Here is an 11,825-nt window from a genome sequence, read left to right as displayed (position 1 = left end):
AGGAAATTCCATGCCATATGTAAATATTAAAATCACCGACGAGCAAGTCACCAAAGAGCAAAAAGCCGCGTTAATAAAAGGCGCGACACAATTATTGGTAGATGTACTTAATAAGAACCCAGCCACTACCGTGGTGGTGATTGATGAAGTGAATACGGACAACTGGGGCATAGGGGGTGAAGTGGTAACTCAGTTAAGAAAAAAGTAGATGGTTTGGCTTCGATGGTTCTTAAGTGTAGCTTCAATACAGTAGTATTGTGTTAATACATTGAAAATCACGCAGTAAAAATGCAATATAGTTTAACAGTAGATTTAGTTTATTAAGGTGAGTAGGCCTACTATGCTCAAAAAATTTTAAAAAGGCGCTCATTGTAATTTATTCAAATTTTTCAGAATGCATTAAGTTTAATTTCTTAAAAAAACGCATGCTTACGATTAAAATTGTTATGCTTCCAAGTAGATAGTGAGTTTGGATGTTCGAATTTCGTTTAATGATTCCAACGCCTTGCATAGCAGCGTTCGCACTAGTGGTAGGAGTACCGCTCTTTGTTAATTTTAACCATCAAATAGCAAACGAGCCGAACCACATTTACAATGTTTTTATGGATGAAGCGGCTACAGATATATCAGGGTTACTTCTGCGGTAGTTGTCTTTATGCCACTAGCCGGAGCCAGCTACCCAACTATGGAGGTCTAGTACTTGCTTGCTTATAGCTTGTTCTGGTTTTGGGCTATATATCAACACTCAAGGTTGTTTTTAGGTGTTAGTATCTAGGGTGTTAAACAAAATAATGGAGGCCATGACATTGCACGATGATGAGAACGCTTTTTTTGCATTGAGAGAATCTCTAGAGTCATATTCGCCCATCAGCGATGAAACTTGGCGAGCATTTGTGGGGATATCAAAATTTCGCTCACTAACAAAGCATTCCATTCTCTATGGTTCTGGTGAAGTCCCTCATTCTTATGCCTATGTTTTTCAGGGGCTAATGCGCTGTTTTGTCTGCGATGAAAAAGGTAATGAGTACAATAAAATATTTTTCAATGAGGGAACGTTTCCGGGTGCAATGACGGCGTTGTTAACTTCAACCCCAACGACTCATGCTTTTGAGGCAATAGAAGATACTCTCATTATTGAGATAGATTTTTCGGCCTATAGAAAATTGATGATTGAAAGAAATGACTTGAAGCTATTTCAAATTTATTACCTAGAAAAGAATTGGCTATTAGCAAAAGACGCTCGTGAAATCGAAATTGTACAAGATGACGCAACAGCGCGGTATTTACGCTTTATTAAACAGCATCCAAGCCTTGTGGATCGCTTGCCCCAGTACCATATCGCCTCACACCTTGGTATTACCCCCACCCAATTAAGCCGTATTCGAAAGAATTTGTAACTTATCAACCTATGTAAATGTTTTCTTTGGTGTGTCTCTATATTCTGGCTTCTATGCGTTGGCCTGCAATGGGTTTGGCCAGTCACTCATAAAATTTGGATAGAATAGATGAATGTATTAGATGCACTCAATTGGCGTTATGCCGTGAGACAATTCTCGGATGAGAAAATTACCTCGGCGGAATTAAAAGGCTTACTTAATGCGGTGCGCCTGAGCCCATCGTCCTATGGGCTGCAACCTTATAAAATTATTGTGGTGGAATCTAAAGCGGTTCGTGAGAAATTACTGCTGCATTCTTACGGACAGGACAAAATTGCCCAAAGCTCACATTTGATTGTGTTTGCCGCACAAACTCAAATAGGCGATACAACGGTGGATAACTACATTGATAAATACGCGAAAATTACCAATAAGCCCCATAGTGAACTTATTAATTTCTCAGAACATATGAAGTCGGCTCTGGCAGCTAAAACACCAGAACAACGACAGGTATGGGCGCATCAACAGGCGTATATAGCCCTAGGCAATCTATTAACCTGTGCCGCCGTCATGAAAATTGATAGTTGCCCTATGACGGGTATCGATAGTGCTGGCTACGATGAAGTATTAGGGTTGGACGAACATGGTCTTACAACTTCGGTGATATGCCCTATTGGTCGTCGCCACAGCGAGGATATGCAAGCATACAGCCCTAAGGTGCGATTTGATTATGATGAAATAGTTATGGAGATTTAAGGTGAGCTATTTACCCTTGCTTGCGTTGGTCGCGGGTGCGGCCATTGCGATTCAAGCCACAATGAACGCACAGCTGGGGGTGTTGCTAAAAAGCTCCATGTTGGGAACTAGTATTGCCTTTTTATTCAGTTGTATATTTACAATATCTGCTGTGATGCTATCGACAAAGAAGTACCCGCAAATAGTTGATATTAGGTCGGTGCCTTTGTATTTGTGGTTTTCTGGCGGAGCCTTAAGTGCCTTTGGAGTGGGTATGTTTTATTATCTGATCCCTAAGATGGGTGTCGCTTCGATGATGTCTTATGCTTTATCTGGGCAAATTCTTATTGCTGTTATTGCTAGCCATTTTGGTTGGTTTAACCTGCCGGTGAAGTCGATTGATTTTATCAAATTGTCTGGCACTGTTTCACTTATAGTCGGTGTATTATTACTTAATTGGGAGCCCGACAATGCATATTGATGAAGCGAATCTCGTTAATCTAACAGGTCTATGGAAAAAGTATGGTTCAAAGTCCATTGCTGGAAATGAGTCATCAAAGGGGCATATCAATAAGCATTGGCCTCACCGCTGTTGGTTCGATATAAACAAGAACGATGCAAGCTTTATGATGTCAGGTCATTTCAGTAATACTACATGGCTTGATAATATACCTGAATCCACTGTTTTACCTGTATGGTTTGTTGGTAGTGAAAAGGAGCGTAGGGGAACAGGGATTATTGAACCGCAGCTTATTGAGAAGCTGCTGTTAGAAAAAAAATGGAGCTGTACTTTTGAGCAAACTGCCATGTACTTGGAGTTGAAGGGCACCGCTGTATGCTCAGATCTTGCACGCCCCGGGTTTCAGGTGCTACCAGTACATTCACCTGAAAATATTAAAGAGTGGGTTGATATTGGGAGTGAAGCTTTTGCTTACGCTATCGATCCCTTTGTTATTGAAAACCTGATTAATGATAGAGACATACAGATGTACTTAGGCTGGCAAGATGGTCAGGCTGTGGCGGCAGCACTTTTATATAAAACTCACGATATTATCGGCATTCATCAAGTCGGAGTTAAACAAGCTTTTCAAGGTCAGGGTATTGCTAGGTGCTTCATGCTACATATTATTGAGGCTTGTAAACAGTGGCAGGCAAAATATCTTGTTTTACAGGCATCTCAGTTGGGTCAACCATTGTACGAGAGTTTGGGGTTTACCGAACAATTTATTATCAAAAATTATTGCAGGGTGTAATAGGGGGGGGTAATAATCAGCATTGGGCTTTGCCAATGAAGCGAACGTCAGATCACGCAGAATTAAGATAGGAATATGTATGAATTTTATCGCAGAATTACAAAACTTAAATTACATAGCAATAGCAACTGCAACGGTTGCAAGCTATGTGCTTGGCTTTGTCTGGTACCATTGGGCCGTTTTTGGTGAAGCATGGGCAAATGCTTTAAGCCTCACCAAAGCAGAAGCCGATAATACCGAAGGTCTGGGCGGAGCTTTTGCTATATCTTTATTTTCAGGGTTAATAAAAACCATGGTTACGGCTTTTCTTATTTTAGTAATAGGTATTTCTGGTGTTCTAAACGGGGCATTTTTTGGGGCAATAATTGCAACTGTGTTTACAGTCACATCACTAGGCTATTACAATGGATTTGCACGTGTACCTTTAAAATTAACATTGATAAATTCAGCGCATAGCGTTGTTGAACTTATTATGATTGGTGCAATTATTGGTATATTTTCCTAATAAAATTAGCCTAATTAACGTTGTTAGTCTTACTGAGATCTAGCCCCGATAATGTGGCGTTTTTTGGTAGTTAATATAGTGTATTATTTTGTTAAGAGCGATTGGATTACGCCCTTAATTTAAAAATCTTTTGGGTGCTATTCAAAATTGTTTAATCAAATTTTAAAATGATTAACAATCTTTTTCATTTCTTCTGCTTGTAGGCGTAATTCCCCACTATAGATACTGGTTTGCTCAGAGCTTAACGCTGTATTTTCAGAGAGTTCAGAGATTTGATTGACACTTTCACGAATGTTATTAAATACAGTAATTTGTTCTTCTATTGCTGTTACAATTTCAATATTCATTCTTTCTATATTATTAATAGAGTCAGAGGTACTGCTGATTCCATCTGATGCAATTTGGGAGCGATCAACAGACTGAGTTACATCTTCAATGCTCTCTTGCATGCATTGTACTGAATCCCTTGCACCTTCTTGTAGAGCTCCAATCATATTATTGATGTCAGCGGTTGATTTTTGAGTACGCTGCGCAAGGTTTCTAACCTCGTCAGCCACAACGGCAAACCCTCTACCTTGTTCACCTGCTCGTGCAGCTTCAATCGCAGCATTTAATGCTAAAAGGTTTGTTTGTTCAGAAATTCCGCTGATTTCTTCAATTACTGACCCAATTTTATCGATTGATTCACCCAGTTTAGAAACAATGGCAGAGGCTCGGGTGATTTTACTGGCAACCCCTTCTATAGAGTCTTTTGTTTGGTTAACAATGCTGTTTGTATGTGCGGCTTCTTTATTTGCTGATGAGGTTGAAGACGCATTATTTTCAGAAATAGATTCAACATTTTGTACAATCGCATTCATGGATTCAATGGATTTAGTAACCTGTGAGGATTCATCAAGTTGTTTAGTGGCTCTTTGATTAGTTGTGTTGGATATGTTTTCCATTGCTCTGGTAGATAACTCAATGGTTTGAGCCATATTTCCAACTTTACTTATCACGTTACGAAGCCCTTCAGTCATTAGGCTCATGTTAGATAATAAGTTTCCGACTTCATCATTATTTTTACTTTGTACGATTTCAGTGGTGAGATCACCATTGGCAATACTTTTTAGGCTTGTTATGGCTTCACTGAGGGGATTAAACGCTTTTTTAATGTATAAACTGTAAGAAAATACAATCGAAGTGACGACTAAAAAAGAGAAAATACTGGCAATAATGAAGATGTTGTCTTGTTCTGTGTAGCTATCAGTGAAGTCTTTAACGACGAGTAAGTACCCCTCTAATTGGCCTGTTTTGCTTTTTAAACTAATGGTTGATGCCGCATATACTTTATCTTCGAGGGATATTTTTTCATATTGGTTGCTCTTATTTTCCGGCATGTCAGTACTCATGCTTGAAAAAAATGCATTGTCTGTCGAGATAACTTGATCACCTTTGGTATTTAATATTGAAACATGTGATTTGTCTGTTTGATTAAATTCAGAAATGGCAGCATCTAAGGACTTTTCAAATATACCTGTGCCTATGACCTTTCCCCGTGTAGATATTGGAAAAACAACCTGTAGAACAGGGGTGTTATCATAGCTATGTGATAACCCCTTAACGATACTCCCATCTTTAATGGCCATAGCGACAAGAGGGTTAGATTGGTTTTTATTAATAACGCTAGGCTCAGAGAATACAACCTCTGAGTTTTTATTGGTGATAATAAGTCGTGTTAATACGCCTGATGTACTGAGTCGTTTGAAGGAGGTTGCAGCGGACTCAGTTAATTTTTGGTAATTCCCTTTTTTAAGTGATGATTTAATTTCACGGTCACGCATTAAGCTGGCGGTATCTGCTTCCATTGCATCTAGGTGAATTTCACTAATTTTTTCCCATAGTTGCGCTTTAGCATCAATGGTGGCTGTCTCAAATCGCTCTGAAGCTGTCATTTGAATGAGCAGGCCTGCACCTATTAAGGTGATAGCAACTACGGAAATAGAGGCTACAGTCAGCGCAACAATCTTCTCCCTTAGGTTCACTATTATCCTCCTTGATATTCTATGGATTATTCAACCGGATAACCGGCTTCTTTCCATGCAGGGAAGCCATCTCGAAAGTAATAGATTTGAGTGTATCCCCATGAAACCGCTTTCTCTGAGGAAACAGCAGAACGCTTGCATTTAGGCCCGTTGCAGTAAAACACAATGGCTTCATCTTTTTTTGCTTCAGCTGCTAGTGTGTCTTCGCTTAAAACTGACTTGGAGTTTAAATGAACGGCATCTGGAATACGGCCAGCTGCATAATCGGAGTCTCGTCTTGGGTCAATGAATAGAGCGCCACTGTCAAATAAGCCCTTAGCTTCTGCCGCATTAATGGTTTTCGCCCCTTCGACGGTAAGCGGTGCTTCAGCGACTGCGGTTAAACTGAAGGGGATTATGAAAAGAGTGATTAGTAATGCGCCAAAATTCTTCATGATATCTCCAGAGGATTGAAATTGAATTGTTGAGTTTTTAGATAAGATTGACTCTTAACCCTGTCGTAATATTTGAAGTTTAGACCGATTTTTAAATGTTGTTATTCCATAATGTTTATTTAATTTTCAATATTATATCTGTTTGTTGTATGTCTATTGTTAGGTGCACTAGTGCTTCACAGGGTGTTTTTGTAACTTCCTTTGCAATGTGCGTCTATGCATGCCAAGTGCTCGTGCTGTGGCTGATACATTGCCATCATGGGCTTGTAAGGTTTGTTGTATTTTTTCCCATTCTAAGCGTTTGACCGAAGTGGGTTTTTCAGATAATTGAGTGATATTGGCGCTTTCTGAGTCATCCACTGGTGAATAGTCAAATCCATTTAGTAGTTCATCAATGTCCACTGGTTTGCATAAATATTGATGTGCCCCTAGTTTTATGGCGTCCACAGCGGTGGCGATGCTGGCGTAGCTGGTGAGCATGACTATTTTACAGTTTGGAGATAACTGCTTTAGCTGTTTAATTAAATGCAGGCCGCTTTCGTGTTCTAATTTTAAATCTAATGAGACAAACTCCGGTTGATGTTCTTTGCAAAGGGCTAAGGCTTGTGTTGGGTTTTCAGCACTTAATACGGTGAAGCCTCGGTTGGTTAAGCCACGGCCTAAAATTCGCAGTAATGAGGTGTCATCATCTATAACTAAAAAACTAGGTTGTAATGTTTCAGACATGATAGGGCACCGTGATGCAGGTGAGACAACCTTGCTGGTTGTTTTCTAGAGCGATGTTACCACCTAAGCGTAACACACTGCTGTGGCTAAGTAGTAAACCTATGCCTAGGCCATGGTCAGAGTCCATTGGCTGTTTAGGCATGATAAAGTCTTTATTTATACCTTTGCCATAATCTTGTATGGTCAGTTGCCAGTGATTTTTCTCCCATGTGACGTGTAGCTCTATGGCTTTTTTGGATGCATTGTTTGCGTTGTCTAGTAAGTTAATAATGGCTTGCATCAATACCAGTGGGTATTGCACTTGTGGTCCTTGGCTGTATTGCTCAAATGGTTGTCGCCATACAAACTGGGCTTTTGGTTGAAGCAATAACCATTGTTGTGTGGTGTCGTGTAAAAACGACATGGCACTTTGAGGTTCGCTCATATCTAATTTACTAGGCTGGCTTAGGCGTTTTAATTTCTGTTGGCAAATATGTACTTGTTGATGAATTAGCTGTAAATCTTCTTTACTGGTTTGATCTAGTTCGCTGAGATGTTGCAGGTCACTGCTGAGAATTTTAATGGTGGTTAAAGGTGAACCTAATTCGTGGGCGGTGCTGGCCGCTTGGCTGGCCAATAACATCAGGTGTTCGTTTTGAATGGATTGCTCACGATAATGGGCACTTTGTTTTTCTTTTTGACGTAAATCAAACGCCATATCCACCACAAAATATGCAATGAGTAAGGCGCTTAAAATAAATGTAAACCACATTCCTATTATGTGAAAACTTAAACCCGCCATGGCAAGGTGGTGATCCAATGCCGGAAGTGGATAATAAAAAAACAATAAAATACCATATAGCATCATGGCGATCATGCACAGCATCCATGTGGTTAACCAGCTTAGCGTGGCTGCGCTTATGACAATTGGCACCAGTAAATAAGTAATAAATGGATTGTTGGCACCACCGCTAACAAAAATGATTGCGGCAATTAATATTACGTCAGCGATTAAGTAAATGAATAATTCGTTGGCATAGGCTTGGCCGTGTTTGGCTCGCCACAGGTTTAATAAGCTTAATGCGGTGAGTGCCGTTAGTGCGCCCCATAGCATAAAGCGTTGCATAGGTGGTGTTTCTTCTAAGCCAATAAATATTAGGGCTAGAGCAATGCCACAGCATACAATTAAACGCAGTATGGCTAAGCGTTTTAAATTTTGAATGATGACGCTTTGCTGCTGCGTGCGGGCAATATCAATGGCCATATTAAAATTCGCTGCCTTGTAGTAATTTGTATGGGTTAAGCAAGTGCTGGTAGATTAATTCACAGGCTAGTTTTGAGTTTCGCTTTAGCAGTGCTTCAATTAATTGGTCGTGATCTTTTTCGTTTGTGTCGAATACTTGGTTGTCCACCATATATTGGTTTAACCAAAGGTTTCGGTAGCGTGAGGCTTTTTCGTAAAGGCTGTGACGCACTTTAAGCAAGGCAGGGGATTGGCAACCTGAGGTAATGGCGCTGTGAAATCTGTGATGCGTGGCCTCCCATTGTTGTAGCTGTTGGCGAGCTTGTTCGCTGTTTAGGTTATTTGTTTGGCTCAACAAATGGGCAGTTTTTTTCAAGCGATGGTCACTGGCGATGATTTGCCCTTCCCATTCGTCGTTTGCGTTTTCTATGGCCAGCTTGATACACAGAGACTCTATATGGGCACGAGTGTGATAGATGTCTTTTAATTCTGCTTTTGATACAGGGTGAACACGAAACCCTTTTTGGTTTTCTACCACCACTAATTGTTCAACCAATAATTGTGATAATGCTTCGCGCAGTGGACTTACCCCCATGTTATAGCGGGCTTTAAGGCGAGACATAAGCAGCTTTTCATTAGGGGCAAAGTAGCCTTGCAGAATATCTTGCTTTAATTGGCTTACCACTTGTTCAGCGTAACTCTCTGTGTTCGAGTTACTTAAAGGGCTGCTATCCATGATACTCCGTGGGATTTACTTGCGTATTAGAGGGCTATTCTACTGCAACTCAGTCATGGTTAGAATAGCGTTTAAATACTACAATGCAGACAAAATTATAAAATATCGACATTATTAGATGGCCATTTAAATGTGGAGAGCGGCCATGACAACACATTCATTAACGATAAACCCCCAGCCGAATAAGAGCTTTACCCAAGAAAATCATACCTGTAATCCAAGATTGCAACGTATTGTGTTACAAGAGCAAGCATTGGATAAATTTTATAATCATCCGTTAGCCAAACAAGATATTCAGTGGGGGTCACCGCCAAGCAAACAAATTGATTATAAAGTACGCCGCCCTGTGTTTTTTGAAGAAGGTAAAAACCACAAACCACACATGCTGTTTATCGATCAATTCTGCGGGTTCCGTGGTGGTGATTCAAAACCACGGCTGGTTACATGGGCGCGATATTTTTTTTGAAAACCTAGATTTAGAGCGTGAGTTACTTAGGCAGCATGGGCAGTTTACTGTCAATTAAATCACCTGAGCATTTGATTTTTGTTAGAATGGGCTCACGTTTTAGCCTATTTTTTGGATAGCCCTATGAAATTTGACTACATCATTATTGGCGGTGGGATTGTGGGTGTTTCCACTGCTTGGCAGCTACAGCAACAGTATCCAACAAAGCGCATTGCCATTATTGAAAAAGAATCTACCTTTGCTTGTCATCAAACAGGTCACAATAGTGGAGTGATTCATGCGGGCGTGTATTATCAGCCTGGTTCATTGAAAGCTCAATTTTGTAAACAAGGTGTCCAATCCACGATAGAGTTTTGTATAGAAAATAATATCCCATATGAGCAGTGCGGTAAGCTCATTGTCGCCACCAATGGGTTAGAACGCGAACGCATGCTGAGCTTGTATGAACGTTGTGCTGAAAACAGCATCGATGCTGAATTACTTAGCGCGCAGGCACTTAAAAAATTAGAGCCAAACATCAATGGTCTTGGAGCCATATTGGTTAAGCAAACTGGTATTGTGAATTATCAGTTGGTCACACAAACCATGGCGGAGAAATTTAAGCAACTTGGTGGTTCGGTATTTTTAAATCATGAAGTAATAGCTATGGGTGAAACTAAGCAAGCCATTACGGTACATGCTACCCATAGACACTCGCAAGTATCGTTAGAGTGTGAGTATCTTGTTTCATGTTCTGGCTTAATGGCAGATCGCACTACAAAAATGTTAGGTATTAAAACGGATTTTCAAATCATTCCATTTCGTGGCGAATACTATCAACTGCCTGCCAAATATAACCAAATTGTTAAGCATTTAATTTATCCCGTGCCTGATCCAGATCTACCTTTTTTAGGGGTTCACCTAACACGTATGATTGATGGTAGCGTAACCGTAGGGCCAAATGCGGTACAAGGCTGGAAACGTGAAGGATATGGAAATATAAATATAAGCTTGAAAGATACTTGGGAAATGGTGCGCTTTGCAGGATTTTGGCGCGTGCTAAAAAATAACTTTAAAACAGGTTTAATCGAAACTAAAAACTCTTGGTTTAAATCTGGATATTTAAATAACGTGCAAAAATATTGCCCAAGTTTAACGTTGCAAGATTTGCAACCATATCCTGCGGGTATTCGTGCCCAAGCCGTTATGAATGATGGCAGTTTAGTACACGATTTTTTATTCTCGCAAAGCCCCCGTTCGCTACATGTTTGTAATGCACCTAGTCCAGCTGCTACTTCTGCAATGCCTATTGGCTCTTACATTTGTGAAAAGATATCTCAAGCACAGAACGAGATGGCCCCTAACGGTCCTATGCTTTCCACGATAGGTTCTGACTAAATGTTTGAATGTGTTTGGTCAGCCAACTTACGCTAGGCTCTTCACTGTAAAGAGGGTGTTGAACCAATGTCATGTTTATGGACGGTATTCCCTTTGGTGGTTTCACCATTCGTAGTTTTAACATCTGACTAAACAGTTGTGCCATATGAAAAGGCAGTGTCATCACCGCATGATTTTTTTCCACAATGCGTGCTGCGGCCATGTAGTTGACGGTACGCGCCATGTGCTGGCGTGAAAGCTGTTTACTTGCAAGCCATTGATCGACTGCATCAATGTTTTTTGCTTGTCCGTCTTGGCTTACATCCATGAATACCACATGGGGTAATTTCACATATTGTTTTAATGTGAGGCTATTTTTAATGTGTGGATGGTCGCTGGCCACTAAGCACATTTGTGTTTCAGTTAACCACGGGTGAACGATTAAATGGCTTGGTAAAGGCTGCTGAGAATTCAACCCCACAACTAAATCCACCTCGCCGTTAGCTAAACGCTTGTGGGAAGATTCTTCTCTGATCATTTCAATTTCGATTTTAATGCTGGGTGCAATGGTTAATAAATGGTTGAGTAGATCGGGAAATATTACCGCTTCAAAATAATCAGTACTGGCAATAGTAAAGGTGCGCTCAGAACGGGCGGCATCAAAATCATCAGGGGGGAGTAACGATTGCTGTAATAGCTGCAAGGCATTACGAACTTTTGGCGCTAGGGCTTTGGCTCTAGGCGTAGGCTGTAAGCCGCTTTCAGTTCTCACTAGAATTGGATCGTTTAATTGCTCTCGCAGACGATTTAGCGCATGACTCATGGCTGATTGACTTAAAAATACTTTATCTGCAGCGCGACTAACATGGCATTCACTAATTAGAGCTTCAAAAATAATAAGTAGATTCAAATCAAATTGCCGTAAGATCATGCTGCTCTCTTTTTATGGTTTGTTTATTAACGATATGCATACTTATATTTAATATATGCAT

Annotated in this window: 13 protein-coding genes and 1 pseudogene; 8 read left to right on the top strand and 6 right to left on the bottom strand. The window is 40.3% G+C overall.

Annotated elements, in window-relative coordinates:
* Positions 1 to 10 precede the first annotated feature (10 nt).
* From ABWV45_RS03760 to ABWV45_RS03735, 6 genes are all read left to right on the top strand, one after another.
* On the top strand, positions 11 to 208 hold the full coding sequence (locus tag ABWV45_RS03760; RefSeq protein ID WP_353348836.1) for a 2-hydroxymuconate tautomerase family protein: 198 nt from the start codon (positions 11 to 13) through the stop codon (positions 206 to 208).
* 592 nt (positions 209 to 800) lie between these two features.
* Positions 801 to 1,397, top strand: coding sequence for a Crp/Fnr family transcriptional regulator (locus tag ABWV45_RS03755; protein ID WP_353348834.1), 597 nt, complete (start codon positions 801 to 803; stop codon positions 1,395 to 1,397).
* A 108-nt stretch (positions 1,398 to 1,505) separates the two neighbouring features.
* A complete protein-coding gene (locus ABWV45_RS03750; RefSeq protein WP_353348832.1) occupies positions 1,506 to 2,132 on the top strand; it encodes an NAD(P)H-dependent oxidoreductase in 627 nt (208 codons plus the stop codon).
* 1 nt (position 2,133) lies between these two features.
* The gene (locus ABWV45_RS03745; protein WP_353348830.1) at positions 2,134 to 2,592 is read left to right on the top strand and encodes a DMT family transporter; all 459 of its coding nucleotides are present in this window, start codon (positions 2,134 to 2,136) and stop codon (positions 2,590 to 2,592) included.
* Positions 2,582 to 3,364, top strand: coding sequence for a GNAT family N-acetyltransferase (locus ABWV45_RS03740; RefSeq protein WP_353348828.1), 783 nt, complete (start codon positions 2,582 to 2,584; stop codon positions 3,362 to 3,364). The genes ABWV45_RS03745 and ABWV45_RS03740 overlap by 11 nt, the downstream gene beginning before the upstream one ends.
* A gap of 79 nt (positions 3,365 to 3,443) precedes the next feature.
* Entirely contained in the window at positions 3,444 to 3,869 is a 426-nt protein-coding gene (locus ABWV45_RS03735) for a DUF1761 domain-containing protein (protein ID WP_353348826.1), read from the top strand.
* A gap of 155 nt (positions 3,870 to 4,024) precedes the next feature.
* On the opposite strand, the gene ABWV45_RS03730 is transcribed toward ABWV45_RS03735, so the two are convergent.
* The 5 genes from ABWV45_RS03730 to csiR form a co-directional block, all read right to left on the bottom strand.
* Positions 4,025 to 5,893: a methyl-accepting chemotaxis protein gene (locus ABWV45_RS03730; RefSeq protein ID WP_353348824.1), complete on the bottom strand. Its 1,869-nt coding sequence runs from the start codon at positions 5,891 to 5,893 to the stop codon at positions 4,025 to 4,027.
* Between the two features lie 26 nt (positions 5,894 to 5,919).
* The gene (locus tag ABWV45_RS03725; RefSeq protein ID WP_353348822.1) at positions 5,920 to 6,327 is read right to left on the bottom strand and encodes a rhodanese-like domain-containing protein; all 408 of its coding nucleotides are present in this window, start codon (positions 6,325 to 6,327) and stop codon (positions 5,920 to 5,922) included.
* 168 nt (positions 6,328 to 6,495) lie between these two features.
* A complete protein-coding gene (locus ABWV45_RS03720; protein WP_353348820.1) occupies positions 6,496 to 7,053 on the bottom strand; it encodes a response regulator transcription factor in 558 nt (185 codons plus the stop codon).
* Entirely contained in the window at positions 7,046 to 8,296 is a 1,251-nt protein-coding gene (locus ABWV45_RS03715) for an ATP-binding protein (RefSeq protein WP_353348818.1), read from the bottom strand. Before ABWV45_RS03715 ends, ABWV45_RS03720 begins: the two co-directional genes overlap by 8 nt.
* A 1-nt stretch (position 8,297) precedes the next feature.
* Entirely contained in the window at positions 8,298 to 9,011 is a 714-nt protein-coding gene (csiR, locus tag ABWV45_RS03710; RefSeq protein ID WP_353348816.1) for a DNA-binding transcriptional regulator CsiR, read from the bottom strand.
* Between the two features lie 130 nt (positions 9,012 to 9,141).
* Here csiR and ABWV45_RS03705 point away from each other — a divergent pair.
* Positions 9,142 to 9,535: pseudogene (locus ABWV45_RS03705) on the top strand (carbon starvation induced protein CsiD).
* A gap of 65 nt (positions 9,536 to 9,600) precedes the next feature.
* Complete coding sequence (gene lhgD / locus ABWV45_RS03700; RefSeq protein WP_353348814.1) at positions 9,601 to 10,854, top strand: L-2-hydroxyglutarate dehydrogenase; 1,254 nt, start codon at positions 9,601 to 9,603, stop codon at positions 10,852 to 10,854.
* On the opposite strand, the gene ABWV45_RS03695 is transcribed toward lhgD, so the two are convergent.
* Positions 10,826 to 11,764, bottom strand: a complete 939-nt coding sequence (locus tag ABWV45_RS03695) for a LysR family transcriptional regulator (RefSeq protein WP_353348812.1) — start codon at positions 11,762 to 11,764, stop codon at positions 10,826 to 10,828. The genes lhgD and ABWV45_RS03695 overlap by 29 nt on opposite strands.
* Positions 11,765 to 11,825 lie beyond the last annotated feature (61 nt).

The sequence above is a fragment of the Oceaniserpentilla sp. 4NH20-0058 genome (genome assembly GCF_040371755.1).
Classification (GTDB): domain Bacteria; phylum Pseudomonadota; class Gammaproteobacteria; order Pseudomonadales; family Oceanobacteraceae; genus Bermanella.
Note: the sequence above shows the minus strand (reverse complement) of the source record. Positions and strands in the feature narration are given on the sequence as shown.

What these genes read in the sequence shown, in the direction of transcription:
- ABWV45_RS03760 (WP_353348836.1), top strand. Translation starts at nt 11, where the DNA reads ATGCCATATGTAAATATTAAAATCACCGACGAGCAAGTCACCAAAGAG.
- ABWV45_RS03755 (WP_353348834.1), top strand. Translation starts at nt 801, where the DNA reads ATGACATTGCACGATGATGAGAACGCTTTTTTTGCATTGAGAGAATCT.
- ABWV45_RS03750 (WP_353348832.1), top strand. Translation starts at nt 1,506, where the DNA reads ATGAATGTATTAGATGCACTCAATTGGCGTTATGCCGTGAGACAATTC.
- ABWV45_RS03740 (WP_353348828.1), top strand. Translation starts at nt 2,582, where the DNA reads ATGCATATTGATGAAGCGAATCTCGTTAATCTAACAGGTCTATGGAAA.
- ABWV45_RS03735 (WP_353348826.1), top strand. Translation starts at nt 3,444, where the DNA reads ATGAATTTTATCGCAGAATTACAAAACTTAAATTACATAGCAATAGCA.
- ABWV45_RS03725 (WP_353348822.1), bottom strand. Translation starts at nt 6,327, where the DNA reads ATGAAGAATTTTGGCGCATTACTAATCACTCTTTTCATAATCCCCTTC.
- ABWV45_RS03720 (WP_353348820.1), bottom strand. Translation starts at nt 7,053, where the DNA reads ATGTCTGAAACATTACAACCTAGTTTTTTAGTTATAGATGATGACACC.
- ABWV45_RS03715 (WP_353348818.1), bottom strand. Translation starts at nt 8,296, where the DNA reads ATGGCCATTGATATTGCCCGCACGCAGCAGCAAAGCGTCATCATTCAA.
- csiR (WP_353348816.1), bottom strand. Translation starts at nt 9,011, where the DNA reads ATGGATAGCAGCCCTTTAAGTAACTCGAACACAGAGAGTTACGCTGAA.
- lhgD (WP_353348814.1), top strand. Translation starts at nt 9,601, where the DNA reads ATGAAATTTGACTACATCATTATTGGCGGTGGGATTGTGGGTGTTTCC.
- ABWV45_RS03695 (WP_353348812.1), bottom strand. Translation starts at nt 11,764, where the DNA reads ATGATCTTACGGCAATTTGATTTGAATCTACTTATTATTTTTGAAGCT.